15 protein-coding genes are annotated in these 19,805 nt (G+C 47.2%); 7 read left to right on the top strand and 8 right to left on the bottom strand.

The window, feature by feature from the left end; genetic code table 11:
* Positions 1-113 precede the first annotated feature (113 nt).
* From recG to tgt, 4 genes are all read right to left on the bottom strand, one after another.
* Complete coding sequence (recG, locus tag UNH61_RS01510) at positions 114-2,300, bottom strand: ATP-dependent DNA helicase RecG (RefSeq protein ID WP_326990339.1); 2,187 nt, start codon at positions 2,298-2,300, stop codon at positions 114-116.
* Between the two features lie 13 nt (positions 2,301-2,313).
* On the bottom strand, positions 2,314-3,639 hold the full coding sequence (locus UNH61_RS01505) for a citrate (Si)-synthase, eukaryotic (protein ID WP_326990338.1): 1,326 nt from the start codon (positions 3,637-3,639) through the stop codon (positions 2,314-2,316).
* A gap of 332 nt (positions 3,640-3,971) precedes the next feature.
* Positions 3,972-5,051 carry an LptF/LptG family permease gene (locus tag UNH61_RS01500; protein WP_326990337.1) on the bottom strand — a complete coding sequence of 360 codons (1,080 nt, stop codon included), beginning with the start codon at positions 5,049-5,051 and terminating at the stop codon, positions 3,972-3,974.
* Between the two features lie 41 nt (positions 5,052-5,092).
* Positions 5,093-6,223, bottom strand: a complete 1,131-nt coding sequence (tgt, locus tag UNH61_RS01495; RefSeq protein ID WP_326990336.1) for a tRNA guanosine(34) transglycosylase Tgt — start codon at positions 6,221-6,223, stop codon at positions 5,093-5,095.
* A gap of 162 nt (positions 6,224-6,385) precedes the next feature.
* Between tgt and UNH61_RS01490 the strand changes: the two genes are divergently transcribed.
* The 7 genes from UNH61_RS01490 to UNH61_RS01460 all read left to right on the top strand — a co-directional run bounded on the left by UNH61_RS01490 (position 6,386) and on the right by UNH61_RS01460 (position 11,461).
* A complete protein-coding gene (locus tag UNH61_RS01490) occupies positions 6,386-7,522 on the top strand; it encodes a glycosyltransferase (RefSeq protein ID WP_326990335.1) in 1,137 nt (378 codons plus the stop codon).
* Between the two features lie 98 nt (positions 7,523-7,620).
* On the top strand, positions 7,621-8,250 hold the full coding sequence (gene rsmG / locus UNH61_RS01485; RefSeq protein ID WP_326990334.1) for a 16S rRNA (guanine(527)-N(7))-methyltransferase RsmG: 630 nt from the start codon (positions 7,621-7,623) through the stop codon (positions 8,248-8,250).
* Positions 8,251-8,422: 172 nt separating this feature from the next.
* Complete coding sequence (locus tag UNH61_RS01480; protein ID WP_326990333.1) at positions 8,423-9,010, top strand: RNA polymerase sigma factor; 588 nt, start codon at positions 8,423-8,425, stop codon at positions 9,008-9,010.
* A gap of 21 nt (positions 9,011-9,031) precedes the next feature.
* On the top strand, positions 9,032-9,436 hold the full coding sequence (locus UNH61_RS01475) for a hypothetical protein (protein ID WP_326990332.1): 405 nt from the start codon (positions 9,032-9,034) through the stop codon (positions 9,434-9,436).
* A 12-nt stretch (positions 9,437-9,448) separates the two neighbouring features.
* Positions 9,449-9,658, top strand: a complete 210-nt coding sequence (locus UNH61_RS01470) for a hypothetical protein (protein WP_326990331.1) — start codon at positions 9,449-9,451, stop codon at positions 9,656-9,658.
* A gap of 195 nt (positions 9,659-9,853) precedes the next feature.
* Positions 9,854-10,420, top strand: a complete 567-nt coding sequence (locus tag UNH61_RS01465; protein WP_326990330.1) for a DinB family protein — start codon at positions 9,854-9,856, stop codon at positions 10,418-10,420.
* Positions 10,421-10,456: 36 nt separating this feature from the next.
* Positions 10,457-11,461, top strand: coding sequence for a patatin-like phospholipase family protein (locus UNH61_RS01460; RefSeq protein ID WP_326990329.1), 1,005 nt, complete (start codon positions 10,457-10,459; stop codon positions 11,459-11,461).
* A gap of 117 nt (positions 11,462-11,578) precedes the next feature.
* Here the strand turns inward: UNH61_RS01460 and UNH61_RS01455 are convergent, their stop codons facing one another.
* The 4 genes from UNH61_RS01455 to UNH61_RS01440 all read right to left on the bottom strand — a co-directional run bounded on the left by UNH61_RS01455 (position 11,579) and on the right by UNH61_RS01440 (position 19,804).
* On the bottom strand, positions 11,579-13,468 hold the full coding sequence (locus tag UNH61_RS01455; protein ID WP_326990328.1) for a M1 family metallopeptidase: 1,890 nt from the start codon (positions 13,466-13,468) through the stop codon (positions 11,579-11,581).
* Positions 13,469-13,540: 72 nt separating this feature from the next.
* Positions 13,541-14,995, bottom strand: a complete 1,455-nt coding sequence (locus UNH61_RS01450; RefSeq protein WP_326990327.1) for a rubredoxin — start codon at positions 14,993-14,995, stop codon at positions 13,541-13,543.
* On the bottom strand, positions 14,995-18,495 hold the full coding sequence (locus tag UNH61_RS01445) for a molybdopterin-dependent oxidoreductase (RefSeq protein ID WP_326990326.1): 3,501 nt from the start codon (positions 18,493-18,495) through the stop codon (positions 14,995-14,997). Before UNH61_RS01445 ends, UNH61_RS01450 begins: the two co-directional genes overlap by 1 nt.
* A gap of 19 nt (positions 18,496-18,514) precedes the next feature.
* Positions 18,515-19,804 (bottom strand): MFS transporter, encoded by a 1,290-nt coding sequence (locus UNH61_RS01440; RefSeq protein ID WP_326990325.1) that lies wholly within the window; start codon positions 19,802-19,804, stop codon positions 18,515-18,517.
* Between the last annotated feature and the right edge of the window lies 1 nt (position 19,805).

Genomic DNA, 19,805 nt, shown 5'->3' with positions numbered 1-19,805 from the left:
AGCAGCAGAAAAAACGCTGAATCGGAAATAAGGGTAAATAGATTCAAGGGATTCTCCACTCAGGTATTTCCTTTTCTTTATCTCATTTATTCAATTAATAAACGTCAAAAGTGTCAGGAAATTTTGCTCCAGAGCGATTTACTTCGCTGACTGGCCAGAAAATCCTTTAATGACTGATTTTCAGGCAGCAGCAGATCGGGATCTTCGTTGAGGATCTTTTCCGCGCTGGCACGGGCGGCATCAAGGATGGGTTTGTCCGCTATAATATCCGCCAGTTTGAAATCGAGCACGCCGCTTTGCCGGGTGCCTTCAATGTCGCCGGGGCCTCTGAGTTCCATGTCTTTTTCTGAAATAAGGAAACCATCATTGGTTTGTACCATTACATTGATACGCTCTTTTGAATCCTGACTGACCTTGTTGCCGGTCATCAGAATGCAGAACGATTGTTCTGCTCCCCGGCCAACGCGACCGCGAAGCTGATGTAACTGGGAAAGCCCGAAGCGTTCCGTACTTTCGATCACCATGACAGAGGCGTTGGGTACATTCACGCCCACTTCTATTACCGTAGTAGCCACCATGATATTGGTATCGCCGGTGATGAACCGGTGCATATTGGCCTGCCGCTGTTCTGCAGGCTGCCTGCCGTGAACCATGCTGATGTAGAACTTTGGTTCGGGAAAAAATGCTTTTACTTCCTCGTACCCTTTCATCAGGTTTTCATAGTCCAGTTTTTCGGAGTCTTCGATAAGTGGGTAAACAATATACGCCTGGCGCCCTTTGTTGATTTCTTCTTTTATAAAGTTCATCACCTGTGGCCGCTGGAACTCGGTACGATGCACGGTGGTAATAGGTTTTCTGCCCGGTGGCAATTCGTCGATCACCGATACGTCGAGATCCCCGTAGATGGTCATTGCCAGCGTTCGTGGTATAGGCGTTGCCGTCATAACGAGTATGTGCGGCGGAATATCATTTTTTTCCCATAGGCGTGCCCGTTGGGCTACGCCGAAGCGATGCTGTTCATCAACGATGGCCATGCCCAGGTTCCTGAACTGCACTTCTTTCTCCAGCAGGGCATGGGTTCCTACGAGTATATCGATACTGCCATCAAGTGCCCCTTCCAGGATTTGTTTGCGGGCCTTTCCTTTTATACTGCCGGTGAGTAGCGCCACCTTTACATCCATCGGTTCCAACATGGCAGCGATGCTTTTGAAATGCTGCTGCGACAGGATTTCCGTAGGCGCCATCATACATGCCTGGAATCCGTTGTCTTTGGCGAGTAGCATGGCAAGCAGGGCAACCATTGTTTTGCCGCTTCCCACATCGCCCTGTACCAGGCGGTTCATCTGCCGGCCATGAACGGTATCGGTCCGGATTTCTTTCAGTACTCTTTTCTGTGCACCTGTCAATGAAAAGGGCAGGTGCTGATTGTAGAATTCGTTGAACGACTGCCCGACGGTATTGAATATATACCCGTGCGATTGCTGATGCCGCTTGAGTTTCAGCCGGCATATGCGGATCTGCGCGATGAATAGTTCTTCAAACTTCAGCCTGCGTTGTGCCTGTCGCGCTTCCTCCTCACCGGCAGGCAGATGTATTTTGAAGTAAGCCAGTGAACGGGGCATGAGCCGGTATTGCTGCAGCACCTCCAAAGGAATATTTTCTCTTACCTCTGATGGAGATAGCTGTTCCAGCAGATTCTTTGTCAGTTTTCCTATAGCCTTTGCCGTTAGGCCACGGGCTTTCAGTTTTTCGGTAGTATAATATACCGGTTCCAGGAATTGTTTACCAGTAGCAATTTCCTCTGTCAGCAGATCCATTTCCGGATGGGCTAACTGAGTCACCCCATTGAATACAGAGATACGGCCATAAACCAGGTAGCCTGCATTTTCGCGCAGAGATTTCTGCATCCATTGCCAGCCCTGAAACCATACCAGATCAATGGTGCCCGTTTCGTCCTTAAACGTAGCCACCAGCCGCTTCGACCTGTTCTCTCCCATCACCACCATATTGATGATCTTCCCCCTGATCTGAACGAAATCCTCAAAACCATTCAGGGTAGCTATTTTGTCGATACGGGTACGATCCACATACCGGAACGGAAAATATTGTAACAAATCACCGAAGGTGTGTATGCTGATTTCCTTACGCAATAATTCTCCTTTTTGCGGGCCTACACCTTTCAGGTACTCAATCGGGTTGGACAATATGGCTGTAAAAGTAGAAATGGCTATGCTGTTTTGATGAAAAACAAAAATAAAAAAGGCAAATGGTAAAAATTCACCACTTGCCCTTTTTAGCAAAAAACAATTATAACTATTCGGCTATTGCATCCACTTTTCCTTCAACAAACTGTTTCATCCACTCGGTGGTAACAGATTTCGGTCTTTCCAGGGAAAGTCCGAGTGCTCTGTCCCAGCAGAGGGAAGCCAGTACGCCCAGTGCGCGGGAAACGCCGAACAATACGGTGTAGAATTCATATTCTACCAATCCATAGTGTACCAGCAATGCTCCGGAGTGAGCATCCACATTAGGCCATGGGTTTTTCACCTTACCGAGATCCTGCAAAATCGGCGGAACTGTTTCATACACGTTCCACACAATTTTCACCAGTTCATCATCCGGCAGATGTTTCTTTGCAAACTCCATCTGAGCAGTAAAGCGGGGGTCGGTCTTGCGCAATACAGCGTGGCCATAACCAGGCACTACTTTACCTTCAGCCAGGGTTTTACGTACGTAGGCTTCAATTTGTTCTTTTGTTGGTGTGCCGCCACCCAGTTCTTCACGCATCTGAAGAATCCATTTGATCACTTCCTGGTTAGCCAGGCCGTGCAGCGGACCAGCCAGACCGTTCATACCGGCAGCAAATGAAAGATAAGCATCGCTCAGTGCAGAACCTACCAGGTGGGTAGTGTGTGCACTCACGTTACCGCCTTCATGATCCGCGTGGATCACCATGTAAAGGCGCATGAGTTCTTTAAATCCTTCGTCGGAGTAACCCAGCATGTGTGCGAAGTTACCGGCCCAGTCGAGCATGCCATTAGGCTGTATATGCTGACCGTTCTTATATTTACGACGGTAAATGTAAGCGGCAATCCTTGGCAGGCGGGCAATGAGGTTCATGGTGTCCTCATAAGTATAACTCCAGTAGTCTTTTTTATTAATACCTTCCGCGTAAGCGTGAGCGAAGGAAGATTCTGTCTGTAAGGCCATGATAGCAACCGTAAACATGGTCATCGGGTGGGTAGTAATAGGCAGTGCCTCGATCGCAGCAAAAACGTGGTTAGGTACATGAGAACGGCGGCCCCACATGCTGGAAAGGTATTGAACATCCGCTTCACCCGGTAATTCACCAATCAGCATCAGATAAAATAAGCCTTCCGGTAAAGGTTCTGCACCACCCGGAGCTTTCGGTAAATTTTCCCTCAGTTCAGGAATGGAATAACCCCGGAAACGGATACCTTCATTGGCGTCCAGCAGGGAGGTTTCTGTTACCAGGCCGGTGATACCGCGCATACCCTGATAAACCTGAGCCAGCGTCACGTCTTCAATTTTCTTGGTGCCGTGATTTTTTACCAGTTCTTTTACTTCAACGTTAAGTTCGTCCGATTTAACCTTGAATTTCTCTTTTATATACCCCATTTTACTGCTATTGTGTATTTATAAAAACAAAATCGATCAATAGTCAAAAGTAATGATTTGTTAACGAAGTTACCACCATTTAGTGGTATTTAATGGCAAATTAACAACGGTTTCGGAAGGAAAACATGCAGGGATATAGCAGGGCTAAATGCTTCTATAATGTTATAAATAAATTATTTACAAATAATTTATAGTATAAATATATAAAGACGTTAAAGAAATGTAAAATTTTCAGAATGAATTGAAAATTTTGAAAGAAATATTCAGACAGCTATCAGGTTTTTGCTGTCATTTTTAAAAATTCTAAATAACTAAAAGCTAAAGACTGTTCCTCATTTCGGCGCCCGGCGATAGAGATAAAATGCCAGGGCTCCAAATATGATATTGGGTATCCATACGGCTATCAGTGGATTGAGGTCGGCCTTAACAGAAAATACTGTGGCAAATTGCAGGAAGATGATATAACTGGCACTGATGACAATACCCAGGGCCAGATGTAGTCCGCTACCACCCCTTACTTTTTTGGCAGCAATAATACCTCCGATGAGGGTAAGCACCACCACCGCAAATGCGGCGGCTGTTCGCCTGTAGTATTCCACCCAATAGGTGTTCAGGCCTTCAGAACCGCGAATGGCTTCGCGCTTTATATAACGTCTCAGATCGGGGGTTGTCATGGCCTCCTGCAGGTTCTTTTCATCTACCAGGTCTTTCGGCACCAGCGCCAGCTTCAGCATGGTGTCCTGCTTGTTACTCCAGCGCTCGTGCAGGCCATCCATCGTACGTATGGTTACATAATCGAGACGCCATTTGCGGGAAGTCGAATCCCAGGTAATACGGTCGGCCTTCATTTTGAAGGTCATGGATTGCCTGTTGACCGTAGTGAGTACAAAGTTGCTTCCGCTCCTGTAGTTCGGATCATAAGTACCGAAGGTGACATAGGTAAAGCTATCGATACGGGTGGTGCGGTCGTATTGCGACTTCTCATCTTCGTGGTTATGGAGGTACTTATTTTCAAACCCGGTACGGATACGGTTAGCGTTGGGTACCACCCAGTAGTTTGCCAGCCAGAGGATGCCGCCGAACAGGAAGGCCCCTACCCAGTAAGGACGCAGAAACCGGCGGAAGCTGACACCGGCAGCCAGGATCGCGATGATCTCGGAGCGGTAAGCCATCTTGGAAGTAAAAAATATTACAGACAGAAATATAAATAATGGGAACAGCAATGCAAGGATATGCGGGATGAACCCGAAGTAATAATCCACCACAATTTCACGCAGCGACAAATGATGCTTCATAAAGTCGTCTACCTTTTCCGTGACATCAATCACCACAGAAATCAATAGGAATATCATCAGGGAATAAATGAAAGTACCTATGAGCTTGCGTAAAATGTACCAGTCAATTTTAGTCATATGACCCCAAAGATATTAGTTTATTTTATTGTCCGTGTTTTTTACAGGCGTGTTTTCAGCTGTGCTGTCATCTGGTTTTTCCAGGCGGTAAAAGTACCTGCCAGGATCTGTTTCCTGGCTTCTTTTACCAGTTCAAGATAAAATGCCAGGTTGTGGATACTTGCCAAAGTCATGCCCAGGATTTCCCCGGAAACGAACAGGTGACGCAGGTAAGCCCTGGAATACCAGTTGGTAGCGAAACAGGGGCTATTTTCATCGATGGGCCTGAAATCGGTAGCCCATTTTTTGTTACGGATGTTCATGACTCCGTTCCAGGTAAAAAGCATGCCGTTACGGCCGTTGCGGGTAGGCATTACACAATCGAACATATCTACGCCCAGCGCTATATTTTCCAGGATATTCCACGGTGTGCCCACCCCCATCAGGTACCGGGGCTTGTCGGCCGGCAGGATCTCACATACCAGGCCACACATTTCGTACATTTCCTGCTCCGGCTCTCCTACGCTAAGTCCGCCGATTGCATTGCCCAGGGCTCCCCTGGAAGCAATGAATTCCGCTGAGGCCTTACGCAGATCTTTATAGGTACTCCCCTGAACAATGGGGAACAACGTTTGTTCGTGACCGTAAGCCGGCTGAGTATCGGCCAGTCGTTTGATACAACGGTCGAGCCAGCGGTGTGTCAACTCCATCGATTTACGCGCATAGCGGTATTCTGAAGGATAAGGCGGGCATTCATCAAAGGCCATGATGATATCGGCCCCGATGGTACGCTGGATATCCATTACATTTTCCGGAGTAAACAGGTGGCGGGATCCGTCGATATGCGACTGAAATACCACTCCTTCTTCCTTGATCTTCCTGTTGGCAGCTAGGGAAAACACCTGGTAGCCTCCGCTATCGGTCAGGATGGGACGGTCCCACCCATTGAATTTATGCAGTCCGCCGGCCAGCGATAACACTTCCAGCCCGGGGCGCAGGTATAAATGGTAGGTATTGCCCAGTATAATCTGTGCCTGTACATCCTGCCGCAGCTGTTCCTGCGTAACAGCCTTTACGCTGCCGGCAGTACCAACGGGCATAAAAATAGGGGTTTCTATTTCCCCATGAGCCGTACTGATCTTCCCGGCCCTGGCATTGCTGCCGCTATCTGTAGTTATCAGTTCAAAATTCACGTATCTGTGTTTCAGCCCGCAAAGATCAGGAAAGAAATTAAGAATTGAGAATGAAGAATGAAGAATACCAACGCCTGGCATTCTTAATTCTTCATTCCCAATTCTTAATTCTTAATTCTTTCTTTTCATAGATAATAAAAATATTATATTTTTGCGAGCATTATGCAGGACCATCTGGGTGAAATTGCCTTATACTTTTTTGCTACAATAGCCGGGATACAGATCATATATTTCTTATTTATCTTCTCCCGGGTAGCCTTTTACAAGAGAAAATTTGACCTGGACCATACACCGGACGGGCATTTTTCAGTCATCATCTGCGCAAAAGATGAGGAGTTAAACTTGCAGAAAAATCTGCCGGGGGTATTGCAGCAGCGTTACCACCAGCATATGAAGCCAGAGTATGAAGTAATTGTGGTCAATGATAACTCCGAAGACGATACAAAGTATTACCTGCGCTCCATAGAGCCGGGTTATCCTCACTACCGCCATATTGAGATCAAGCAGGCGGCGAAATTTATTCCAGGGAAAAAGTACCCGTTATCTATCGGACTGAAAGGAGCGCAGTTCGACAGGGTATTGCTTACCGATGCTGATTGCAAGCCGGGAAGTACCTATTGGCTGTCGATCATGAGCCAGGGCTTTACAGATGAAAAAGAAATTGTGCTGGGTTACGGCGCTTACCACAAAAAGCCAGGGTTCCTGAATAAAATTGTCCGTTACGAAACCTTCTTCAGCGCCATGCAGTTCCTGTCGTTCGCGATGAGCGGCATGCCTTATATGGGCGTAGGCAGGAATCTGGCATACGATAAAGAGCTGTTTTTCCGTCATAAAGGGTTTACCAGCCATCAGCACCTGGCCAGCGGCGATGATGATCTGTTCGTAAATACGGCAGCTACAAATAAAAACGTGGGCGTGGTGATCGACAAACAGGCGTTCACCTACTCTGAGCCCAAGCAAACCTGGAGAAGCTGGTTCCGTCAGAAAACCAGGCATATGTCTACCGGCAAACATTACCGCTTTGGCCACAAGTTTGTTCTGGGGCTGTTTTCTCTCACTCATTTTCTTTTTTACCCTGCATTTATTGCGGGCTTATTCTTTCCTCCTCCTATCCTCTGGTATGTGTTAGGCATATTCGGCCTAAAGGTGCTTGTACAATCCATCATTACCTATTGCGCTATGCGTAAGCTGGATGAGAGCGACCTGTTCAAGATCAGCTGGCTGATGGATATCTTCATGTTCCTTTACTACATCATTTTCACTCCTGCGTTGTTTTTCAAATCGAAGAACAAATGGTAAGAAGAAAGAATTACGAATTAAGAATCAGGAATGAAGAATGCCGGGCATCGTTATTCTTAATTCTTCATTCCTAATTCTTAATTCTTTTACTTTGCACTATGGAAATTATTTTAAAGTACTTCAGCGACTTCACACCAGAGCAGCTGGCGCAGTTCGGGGCATTACAGGGGTTATATCAGGAATGGAATGAGAAGATCAATGTTATTTCCCGTAAGGATATAGATGCTCTATATGAAAAGCATGTTTTACATTCTCTCAGTATAGCAGCACTTGCAGATTTTCAACCGGGTACGCAGATTCTGGATTTGGGTACAGGCGGAGGTTTTCCGGGAATTCCCCTGGCTATTTTCTTTCCTGAGGTACAATTTCATCTTGTAGATTCAATTGGTAAAAAAATCAAGGTGGTACAGGGAGTTGCAGAGGCCCTGCAGTTGAAGAATGTTACCACAGCACATAGCCGGGTGGAAGATATAAAGAACCGTAAGTTCGATATTGTTGTATCCCGTGCGGTAGCACCGCTGGGCGATCTTTGGCGCTGGAGCAAACCGTTGCTGAAGAAATCGGCTATACCTGGCAAGCAGTTCGAAAAGGGGCTGATATGCCTGAAAGGAGGCGACCTTGCACAGGAAATCTCGGAAAGTCATGTAAAACCCCGGATGGTAAGTGTGTATGATATATTTCCGGAGGAGAGTTTTAAAGAGAAGTATGTAGTATTGGCTAAAAGCTGATCCTCAGTTATTAGCGGAGGCGCCGGGCGGAAAAGAGGCTATCGGCGCCGGGTATCCCAGGCATTTTCCCATCTGTTGCAGGTTTCATATCTTTATATAACCCCCTGCCTGCTTAAAAAATTTTTCTGCAGTTTTAAAATATCCGTTTTGCTGTTTCGTCATCCTTATTAAGATGAAACAGCTGGTCCTTTCAAATAGCATTATGGCCATAGAGCAAAACGAACGCATACAGGCAACCGTAAAGCAGGAACGCAAGCGATTGCTTCACTTTATCCGTCAGCGGGTAAGTAATACGTCGGATGCGGAGGACATTTTGCAGGACGTTTTCTATCAATTCACTGAATACCTGAAGCTGGGCAGCCAGATAGATTCTATAACAGGCTGGTTGTTTGCAGTGACACGCAATAAGATCACCGACTGGTTCCGGAAGAAAAAAGAGTCTCCCTTTGCAGATCACACGCGCGAAATTGAAGGAGAGGAGGTATTATTTCTCCCGGAGCTGTTGTCGGACAAAAACCTGGAAGCTGATACCCCATTGGTAAAGAAGATCATGTATGAGGCGATCATGGAGGCGATTGACGAGTTACCCCCAGACCAGCGGCAGGTGTTCCTGCAGCACGAAGTGGAAGGAAAATCCTTTAAGGAAATCAGTGAAGAAACCGGGGTGGGCGTAAATACGCTGTTGTCGCGCAAACGCTATGCTGTACTGTACCTGCGGGATCGTCTTACTGAACTGTACCAGGAATTATTAAACGACTGATTTAAATTAATTAATAAAGATATGAGACACACATATGGAAGAAGGAACAAAGGCCTTCATGTGATGAAGTTTTTAGTATTGGGAATCGTGTTTATCACGGCTGTGGGGTTTGCTACCATGTTATTATGGAACAACCTGATACCCGATCTTTTCCATGGCCCGATCATCACATTCTGGCAGGCACTTGGCCTGTTGCTGCTCGGAAAATTGCTCTTCGGATGGCACAATCATCACGGTAGCAAATGGGAACGTGGACGCGAATGGAAAGCCCGCATGCGGGAGAAAATGGCGAATATGACGCCGGAAGAACAGGAAAGGATGAAGGAACATTTCCGCAACCGTTGCCGGGGTTTCGGCGGCTGGCGCCACGATCAGTGGGAGGAACGCCGTGATGACCTTAAAAACGAAGAAAAAGAATCACATTAAAAATCTCCGACTATGATAGGCATATTCAAAACCAATATACACAGCCCGGAAGAGCGACAATACGTGATCCGGGCTATTTCCGACAGTTTTCCGGTAGGATCCTGCCATGTAGACCTGGACGATTGTGACAAGGTGCTGCGTATTGCTGACCTCGAAGTAGATGAAGATATTATCATCAAATTTGTACAAAAACAGGGTTTTGAATGCGCCGCACTAGAATAATTTAACTTTTTTCTAGCTGTACGCGCTTATTTTCCGTCCAATCGAATATTTTTTTGCACATAAAATAATTTTATATGTAATTTCCAGTTGGCCGGTTCACAAATCTGATGTAACTTCAAAGAGAATGCAGAGGCCAGGGTATTTCAGTATACGGCGCCAGGTAATGTGTTTTTGAATCCGCTAAAATCATTTCCTATGTACCTGAACAAACATGAGATAATTAAGTTACTTAACACCAGCTTCGACAACTTCATTGACTTTGTCAATACGCTGCCGGATATACGTTTTACAGCTTCTCCTTATGGCAAATGGTCTGCCGGCCAACAGCTGGATCATCTTATAAAATCCATACGGCCTGTGAGCAGCGCCCTGGGATTTCCCAAAATTACCCTGCGCTATTTTGGTACCAACCAGTTACCTGTTCGTTCATATGAGCAGCTGGCCGGGCAATTCAGCAAGGTAGTTGCCGCTGGTGCGGTAGCGGGCCGGGCCTACCATCCGGGAGTAGTGTACCCTGCTCAGCGTCCGGCTTTGATACAGGGCTTCCTGTTGCAAAAGGCCAGGCTAAATGAGAAGCTTGCCTCATGGTCGGAAAAAGACCTCGACAAATACCGTTTGCCTCATCCGTTGCTGGGGAAAATTACGATTCGTGAAATGCTCTACAGCATTGTGTATCATAATGAACATCACCTCGATAAATTGCGGGACCAGGAACTACTAGGGCATACCTGGGAAAACCAGCTTCAGCAACTGATATTCTGATTTTTTAATTAATTTGTTGTCACCTAATAAATCTCCATGGCGACAACAGCATTAGTCATCAGCGGAGGCGGCTCCAGAGCTGCTTTTGCTGTGGGTGTTCTCAAATATATTTTCTCTCACCGGCCGGATATTAACTTCGATTTTTTTTGTGGAACTGGCACCAGTGCATTGATTACACCACTGGCCGCTCTGGGAGAAATCCTGTTGCTGGAAAAGCTCTTTACCAGCAACAGGACCGCCGATCTTTTCAATACCAGCACGATGATGCAGCGGTTTCCGCAGCACAATTCACTCTACAACTCAACCCCTTTTACTCAGAAAATCACCAATATCTTCACTGATGCGCGATTTGCAGCCTTGCAGGAATTGAATAAACAGGTGTTCATTGCGGCGCACTGCCTGCAATCCAATCGAACTACCTATTTCACACCCGGTATTGCAGACGGGTCGCTGCACGATTTTGAAATCGTTTCACTGCACGACAACTTTACTTTCCGCGAAGCCGTGCAGGCAGCCTGCAGCATTCCGGTGTTCATGCCACCTGTGTCAGTAGCCTCTCTTCCTGATCATGTACAGCAATTCACCAGTGCGGGAGGCATACATTATGATCCGGTAAAACTGGCGATCGATAAAGGAGCCGATAATATATACGCCATCCTCCTTACGCCGGAAAATGATGAAGAAGACAACAGGCTGTTTAAAACCATCCTCGAGATACTGGAAAAGCAAATGGATAGCAGTACTAACAGTATAGCCGCCAATGGCATCAACAGTACCCGGCTCACTAACGACGCCATTGCCTATCTCAACGAAGTAAGATCCAACCTTGCTCAGGCAGGTGTACCGGCGGCCGACATCGACCGCTGTTTCAGCGACGTCGCGCACAATCCTTTTGAGGATAAGCGAAAAATAAATCTGCATGTTATCCGGCCGGAAATCCCACTGGACGCAGATATGGGAGGACTAGGATTTGAACCGATGGCAATGCAGGAGATGCTGAGGGAAGGAGAAAGAATTGCAGAAAAAGCCTTCGGCTTTTAATTAAGCATAGAGAAAGGAGAATGAAGAATGCCAGCGAAAATGGTAGCGAATGTGATCTTCGCGTTTACTATCTTCGCTGGCATTCTTCATTCTCCTTTCTCTATTCTTAATTAAAAGCTAATAGCTCATTCTGTTATTTCTTCTGTCAATATCCGCCATACGTTGACTGGGATCTATTTCCAGCTCCTGTACTTCAGATAAGGGAGTATCTATTTCTACTTCGTAGTTGGTATTGGTCCAATACCAGGGATCTTTTACGATGCGTTTTATGCCGGCATAATCATTGGGCTTTTCGCCGAACATCAGCGACAGCGGAATGTAGTACAGCACTTTATTTCCGTTTTTATCTGTAACCATAAAATCGATCGGCATAGGCATGAGCCCGATCCGGCGCAGGCGAACTACTGTTTTATTGCCTTTCGGGTATACGCTGTCGATGCCGTAATCAATATGCTTTACGGAATTGATGAAATATTGCCTGTACCAATCCAGCTGAATATTGCTTTCTTTTTCCATTACCCGGATAAAGTCGTTCGCATTCGGGTGTTTGAAGCGCCATTCCCTGTAATAGCGCAGCAGTCCGCTATCGCGGTTTTGTGTTCCGATCACATAGCTAAGTTGCTCGAGGAATACTGCACCTTTAGAATAGGCAGAAAGGCTGTAGCCATAGTTGGTGTTGTAATGGTCTGAATGCGTGGATGCAGGTTCTTCGTATGGACTTCTTACCAGCGCAAAATAGCCGGCGTAAGCATCTTCCAGTGGATTCCGGCCTTTCAGTGAATCGATGGTATTGTACTGTATATTATTTTCTGCGAAAGTGGTGAAGCCTTCATCCATCCATGGATACAGGCTTTCGTTGGTACCCAGCATACCCTGGTACCAGCTATGCATCCATTCGTGCATGGCCAGGCCATACAAGCCATCCATTTTTCCGTTACCCATAATCAGCGTAGCCATTGGATATTCCATACCGCCGTCGCCTCCCTGAATAAAGGAATATTGTTCGTATGGATAAGGGCCATAATGCGCCTTGACATAAGCATATGCAACAGGAACCATCTTCGCCAGCTGAGGCCAGGTTTCGTGTGTATGCTCGTTATCGATGTAAAGGAAATGTGCAGTGAATCCATCTACCTTCTGGGTAATATGCTTGTAATCGGGATCTGCAGCCCACACAAAGTCGTGCACATTGGGGGCGATGAAATGCCAGGTGAGTGTATTACCTGCGGGCCTGTTTACTTTGGTTCCCGGCGCTTCATAACCGTAGCCAATCTGCTGGGGATTCTGCAGGTAACCGGTGCCTCCCAACACGTATTTTTTATCGATGGTTATTTTCACATCGTAGTCGCCCCATACGCCGTAAAATTCACGGGCAATATAGGGAGTAGGATGCCAGCCTTCGTAATCATATTCGCACATTTTAGGATACCACTGCGACATAGAAAAGTCGATCCCTTCGGAGTTATTGCGGCCGCTACGGCGGATCTGCACTGGTACCTGGGCCTCAAATTCCATATCAAAAACAGTTTTTGAATGAGGCAGGACAGGCTTATCCAGCGGTACTTCCAATATGGTTTCCACTACTTTGAATGCCTGCGGCTTACCATCTCTCTTCAGCGATATTATTTTCTGATAGCCTATTTCGTTAGGTTGAAGTTTAGAGATCCTGTCACGCACACGAGGGTCCCAGTCGCGGCGTTCATTGCCGTTTTTGTCTCTTCCCAGAACAACTTTACCTAATTCACGGCTACGGACATCCATCATGCTGCCTGGCTGAAATGCGTTCCAGTAGAGGTGATAAAAGACTTTTTTCAGTGTATCAGGTGAGTTATTGTAATATTCCAGATGTTGCTGCCCTTTAAATTGATTAGCAGGTGCATCCATCTTTATATCCATCGAATACTTCACCCGCTGCTGCCAGCGATCAGATTGTGCACTCGCCTGAAAACAGCTGCCTGCCAGCAGTCCGATGGCCAGGCATCTGCCCGTTGTAACCCTAAACTTCATTCCTTATCTTTTTATTTAGCAGCTAAAATAAACATCCTGGTAATGGGGCCAAAATAAAATATATAAACGGGATCAGCCGCGGAAAAGCAGGTCTGTGTTCTTTATTTCTTTAAAATCATCCCGGCCTGCATCACATACAGAACAGGTGTAAATAGCAGGTACTTCACTGAAGGGAGTTCCTGGCTGAACAGCATGGGCGGGGTCGCCGGCAACGGGGTCATAAACGGTGTAACAATTAGTGCATTGATGCAGGATATACTCCTTATGATCGGGCTGGGCCAATGTTCGCTGTTCATTAACAAAATTCATCAGCGTATCGGTCTTACTGCTTTGTTCATAAAACAACCGGCATAATGAAGACACATAAGGGCCCAGATGTTCTTTTGATACATTTTCCCGGTAGGGTATCAGTGAGCCGGTATTGGCGTTAAAATCGGCAGTATACAAAATATCATATCGCTGCATATACTTAAGGCGGCTACCCTGCGGGTTTTCCCGTTTCCTGATTACAATGTTTCCAAATAAACTGGCCGGCCGGAACACTCTCACACTAAAGCAAAGGCCATAGGTACGCACATCCGCAATATCGAAATACCGGATAATGTGCCGTTTAAGGATCAGACCATCTTCGCAGTTATCTTCCACCTGCCAGTTCAGCTCATTTGCCGCATGCCGCACATTGATGCCATGCTTACCTAAAATAAAATCCCAGAGCCTGCGATGAGCAGTGTCGATATTCCTGATCACAAGCGATTTCCAGGGAGTTGCATATAACTGACCAATGCGGGTTTCCATACACAGGATACAGATTTCTTTTAAAAAAGCAGTGGAAAAATCCTCGTCTCTTTTATAAATCCCCAGCCAGTAACTGTTGTGATGTTTATTGAACCCTTCATAATAAGGCAGATGAAAAGGCAGAAAATCAGGTTCTTTGTCTTTTTCTTTTGAGATATAAGTCGATGTATTTTTTATATCCTGATAAGCAATATCAGGCGAAACGCCTTGCAACAACAACAATTCTGCCTTCCGGCTAACTGTTGCAATGTCGTTTGTATACACGAGTTCCGGCCATGGAAAAAGTTCCTGGCTGCCGGGGGGCCTCAGATATAAATACCAGTAATGCAGGGAGCCGGAAGTGATCCAGTTGATATGTCCGGTGAACAAGGGCACAAACGTCTGCCGGCTATCGCAGATGTTCACTTTAAGTGCAGGCTGATAATCCAGCTGATTAAACACATCCTTGTAAACACCTTCTGTCAGCCAGGTATTACTGGTAAAAATATCTGCAGCAGGATATGAACTGAGTATATTGGGAGTATCGGAAAACCTGATCTGCCGCGCATTGCACGATGCAATAAAGTTTGCCAGGGATTTATCAGGCACATCCAACAGCAGCTGCTGCCTCAATCCAAAGCGTACATGCGTTACCGTAGCATCGTCCAGCAGTTCCAGCAATTCGAGCAGCTTACCGGGTGATATGATGCCGCCGGTAAAATTAAACTGTAACGTATGTGTATGCTTCGCCATTATAAAACGGGTACTGGTTGATTTTTATGCAGATGTTTTTCCAACAGCGCCTTCACTTCTGATTTACAACTTCCACATCCCATACCGGCGCCGGAAGCCTGACACAGCTGCTGCAGAGTGCTGCAGCCTTCATTTATTTTCTCCCGGATATTTCCTTCGCCCACGTTACCGCAGGAGCAAACCAGTTTGCCAATCACCGGTGTTCCTTTCTTACCGGAACGCAACAATTCCAGTCGCTTATCCGACAGCTCAATACGTTGCTCAATCAGATCGCGGAATTCCTGGAACTCCGTTTTATCCCCTATCAATATAGCGCCTACCAGCCTGTCCTGATGGATGATACATTTTTTATAATAACGTTTGGCTTTATCAATAAACAGGATTTCTTCGTAAGCCGGATCTGCCGGCGTTTCTACCATACCCAGCGAACAAAGGTCGGTGCCGTGCATCTTGAGGATATTCATCATCAGCGATCCCTGATAGTAGCAGCTGATATCTCCATTCAGGAAACGGGCCACCACTGCGGCCTGTTGTTCCGCAGCCGCTGTGATACCGTAAAGGGTGCCATTAAACGCGGCTATTTCCCCGATGGCAAAAACATCGGGATCGCTTGTTTGCAGGTATTCATTCACTACTACGCCCCTGCTGCAATTTAAGCGGGCTTCGCGAGCCAGTTCTATATTAGGTACGGTGCCTATCGACATCACCACCGCCTGACAGGCGATATACCGGCCGCTTTTCATATAGATGCCTTCCAGTTTCTCATGCCCGGCGAAGCGATCTATTTCATCGTTATAGCAGATCTCAATGCCTTTGTCGGTCAGCTCTTCATACAGCAACTGGCCGCCCAGTGCGTCCAGTTGCCTGTCCATCAGCCGGGAGCTGCGCTGTATAACGCTAACGTCTATACGCATTTCACGCAGGGAAGCGGCCAGTTCTATACCAAGCAGTCCGCCACCAACGATCATCACTTTACCGTTGCGGGGATCTATATGTTCACTGAAGGCATCTGCATCCAGTTTTGTGCGCATGGTAAAAATGCCCGGCAGATCCGGAACATCTTTCAAACTGGCCGCCCGGCTGCCGGTAGCCAATAACAGTATATCGTACGTATGTACGTCGCCGTTACTATCAGTTATTTCTTTCGCAGTACGGTTGATATGTACCACACTAACTCCCCTGTGCAGGGTGATATTATATTCCTTTTCTTCTGCCCGCGTCATTTTCACCAGCTGCTTCCATTGCTGGGTTCCGCTGATATAATCGGGCAGCATTACGCGGTTATAGAAAGGAAGATCCTCTTTGCTGAACACTACAATTTCATCGGTGGTATTCAGCTCTCTGTACGACTTCACAAACCCGCAAGCTCCGGCTCCGGCCCCGATCACAACGATCTTCTGCACGGGCTTACGATAGCGGGCCACTTCCACCGCAGCGTATTTGAAATCAGGTTGCTTTGATACCGGGTCCAGCAGCTTGTTGGTAAGATTGTTTGCACGATGCAGATCACTGTTCAGCATCTTTCCCCAGTGCATAGGCAGAAATACTACTCCAGGCTTGATGGCATCGCTGAGTTGGGCCTTCACCCGTACATTCCCCCGTTCGTTGGTTACTGTTACAATATCGCCGGTATTGATACCGCGTTTCCGTGCATCTGCCGGGTGGATTTCCAGGAAAGCATTGGCAATATGCTGCTTCAGTTTATTGACTTTCCCTGTTTTACTCATGGTATGCCACTGATCACGGATACGTCCGGTAGTAAGGATCAGGGGCAGATCGGGCGTCAGTGGTTCAGAGCCATTCGTATCTCCGAAACTGTGTATGAGAGCACGGCCGGTAGAGGTATAGAAATAGCTGTCAGTAAACAGGCGGGCGGTTCCTTTCCCTTTATTGAAGGGCCATTGTACGCTTCGCTGTTTCTTCAGTATGGTGTAATCAAGGCCGCTGATATCGATGTTGGTGCCAGCCGTGAGGCGCACATGTTCTTTATAGATCTCCTCCATGCTCGTATAGCCGAATCCGTTATATCCCATTTTCCGGGCAAACCGGCAAATGATCTCTGCGTCCGGCAATGCTTCTCCGGGCGCATCGGCAATTCTGCCGAGATAGCTGATGCGGCGCTCGGCATTGGTCATGGTACCCTCTTTCTCCGTCCAGGCAGCAGCCGGCAGCACTACATCAGCATATCGCAGGGTTTCCGGTTTCGATGATATTTCCTGTACTACCACAAACTTTGCCTTTTGCAATGCAGCTTCCGCCACACGTACATCCGGGAGGCTCACCAGCGGGTTGGTACACATGATCCAGATGGCTTTCAGGCGGCCATCATTCAGGGCATCGAACATTTCGGTAGCGGTAAGCCCGGGTTTATCCGATAGTGTTGTTCCGCCCCAGAATTCCTGCACCTGCCGGCGATGCTCAGGGTCACTCAATACCCGGTGCGCAGGCAAAAGGTTGGATAGTCCGCCTACTTCCCGGCCTCCCATGGCATTAGGCTGACCTGTAAGCGAAAAGGGGCCGCTGCCTGGCTTTCCGATATGACCAGTGATCAGGTGCAGATTAATAAGGCTAAGATTCTTATTCACACCCACAACACTTTGATTCAGTCCCATTGTCCATAAGGTCATGAACCCCTCTGCCGCTCCGATATATGTAGCAGCGGTGTTGATGGCGTCTTCGGCTATACCACAAATAGCAGCCGCCTCGCTGATGCTGCGTTGCATCACACATTCGCGATACTGCGTAAATCCCTCGGTATGTGCTGTTATAAATGAATGGTCCGTTTTTCCCTGCTCTATCAACAACCGGCCTATAGCATGATGGAGTACTATATCGGTACCGGGATTAATCTGCAGATGCAGATCGGCGATACTGCAACTCTGCGTTACCCTGGGGTCGCTCACAATGATCTTTAGCTGTGGATTCGCCGCCCTGGCAGCTTCCACCCGGCGCCACAGAATAGGATGGCACCAGGCGGGGTTGGCGCCGGCCACAAAAATACAGCTGGTTTGCTCTATATCGTCGTAAGTGCCCGGTACTGCGTCTTCTCCCAATGCCATCTTGTAAGCGGCTACAGCGCTGCTCATACAAAGCCGGGAATTTGTATCGATATTATTGCTGCCGATGAATCCTTTTATCAGTTTATTGACTACATAATACTCTTCCGTCAGGCACTGACCGGAGGCATAAAATGCCACGGCATCCGGCCCATACTTCCTGATGATGGAAGAAAACACTGCAGCAGTACGTTCCAATGCCTGATCCCATGTTACCCGCTGCCTCGGTAATTCCCGATGGTAGCGCATTTCAGGATAAAGTAACCGGTCGGTTGTATCCATTACCGTATAATGCAGGTTCATTCCTTTTGAACAAAGCATTCCCTTATTCACGGGGTGCGAAGGATCTCCTTCCACATACAGTTTTCCCTGCCGGTCTTTATGTACCAGTATGCCGCAACCAACACCGCAATAACAACAGGTAGTTTTAAGAGTCGACCGCATAATTCATCTTTTAACGCTTTCAGGACATCGCCACCGGAGCATTGACTACCTGCTCTTCATCGGTTTCCTGTCTTGGTGTAAATCGTGTCAGCAGTACAATACATCCTATGGTGATCACTGTTAGCCCAATGTACGTAAATGCCTGTACGTAGGTGATGTGCTCTGACTTAAACAGAAAACCAAACATCATTCCACCCAGATTACCGCCGGCTCCTACCACTCCGCTCACCAGGCCGGTATTTTTTTCACTGATAAATGGTACTATACCGTAAGTAGCGCCGTTGGCCATTTTCAGGAACAGGGCAAAGCCAAGCATTGAAATAATTGCCAGCACAAGTGAGCCCGACTGAGCAAAAAGTATCAGCCCTGCGCCTTCCATCAGCAACATAAAAGCCAGCAACAGGCCCTTCCCTTTCATCCCTGATACAGCACCTACTTTATCAGACACAATGCCTCCCAATGCACGGGCAAAAAGGTTCATGAAACCAAATACCCCGGCCCAGAAGCCAGCACTGCTCTGCGACAGGTGAAAAGTGTCCACGAAGTGTAAAGAAGCCACATTATCAAAAGTGATTTCCATACCGAAACACATGCCATAGGCCAATGTCAACGCCCAGATGCGCCAGTCGCGCAATACAGACCAATCTGTTTTGGCCTGCCGGCTATTGCGACCAATCTCATCGAAGTTACCTTCCGGCGTATCCTTCGTATAGCGGTAATACAACCACGCCACTATCAGCATCATCAAACCCGGCAGAATCATGGCATAACGCCAGGCTTCCCCTTTAGTAAACCCCATTCCTACAATGGCAGCGAAGATCAGCGGCATCACCATATTAGTTACACCGCCGCCCAGATTACCCCAACCACCGGTAATGGCATTAGCCGTACCTTTGATAGCCGGCGCAAACATCAGAGAAGTATGGAACTGTGTAATTACGAAAGAACCACCTATAACACTGATGGCTAAACGAAAAACAAGGAAAGAGGTATAATCTCTTGATAATCCTACCAGGAATACCGGTACAGATCCCAGCAATAAGAGGCGTATCGCTGTTTTACGCGGTCCCCATGTATCGCAGAGCCTGCCTATCACAAGGCGGGCTATAATGGTGCCGGATACAGATGCAATGATGATGTTACCTACCTGCGCTTTCGTAAGCCCAAGATCGGTTCTGATCGTTGGCATCAGCGGAGCAAGACCGAACCAGCCAAAGAAACAGACGAAAAACATCAGCCAGGTAATATGAAAAGTACGCATCTGGATGGTATCCAGACTAAATATTTTTATTTTATCGAGAGCGGGCATT

Source organism: Chitinophaga sp. 180180018-3 (genome assembly GCF_037893185.1).
In the GTDB taxonomy this organism is placed as follows: Bacteria; Bacteroidota; Bacteroidia; order Chitinophagales; family Chitinophagaceae; genus Chitinophaga.
Note: the sequence above shows the minus strand (reverse complement) of the source record. Positions and strands in the feature narration are given on the sequence as shown.

Coding starts and splice junctions, on each gene's coding strand:
- UNH61_RS01505 (WP_326990338.1), bottom strand. CDS start 3,639: ATGGGGTATATAAAAGAGAAATTCAAGGTTAAATCGGACGAACTTAAC.
- UNH61_RS01500 (WP_326990337.1), bottom strand. CDS start 5,051: ATGACTAAAATTGACTGGTACATTTTACGCAAGCTCATAGGTACTTTC.
- UNH61_RS01490 (WP_326990335.1), top strand. CDS start 6,386: ATGCAGGACCATCTGGGTGAAATTGCCTTATACTTTTTTGCTACAATA.
- rsmG (WP_326990334.1), top strand. CDS start 7,621: ATGGAAATTATTTTAAAGTACTTCAGCGACTTCACACCAGAGCAGCTG.
- UNH61_RS01480 (WP_326990333.1), top strand. CDS start 8,423: ATGAAACAGCTGGTCCTTTCAAATAGCATTATGGCCATAGAGCAAAAC.
- UNH61_RS01475 (WP_326990332.1), top strand. CDS start 9,032: ATGAGACACACATATGGAAGAAGGAACAAAGGCCTTCATGTGATGAAG.
- UNH61_RS01470 (WP_326990331.1), top strand. CDS start 9,449: ATGATAGGCATATTCAAAACCAATATACACAGCCCGGAAGAGCGACAA.
- UNH61_RS01465 (WP_326990330.1), top strand. CDS start 9,854: ATGTACCTGAACAAACATGAGATAATTAAGTTACTTAACACCAGCTTC.
- UNH61_RS01460 (WP_326990329.1), top strand. CDS start 10,457: ATGGCGACAACAGCATTAGTCATCAGCGGAGGCGGCTCCAGAGCTGCT.
- UNH61_RS01455 (WP_326990328.1), bottom strand. CDS start 13,468: ATGAAGTTTAGGGTTACAACGGGCAGATGCCTGGCCATCGGACTGCTG.
- UNH61_RS01450 (WP_326990327.1), bottom strand. CDS start 14,995: ATGGCGAAGCATACACATACGTTACAGTTTAATTTTACCGGCGGCATC.
- UNH61_RS01445 (WP_326990326.1), bottom strand. CDS start 18,495: ATGCGGTCGACTCTTAAAACTACCTGTTGTTATTGCGGTGTTGGTTGC.
- UNH61_RS01440 (WP_326990325.1), bottom strand. CDS start 19,804: ATGCCCGCTCTCGATAAAATAAAAATATTTAGTCTGGATACCATCCAG.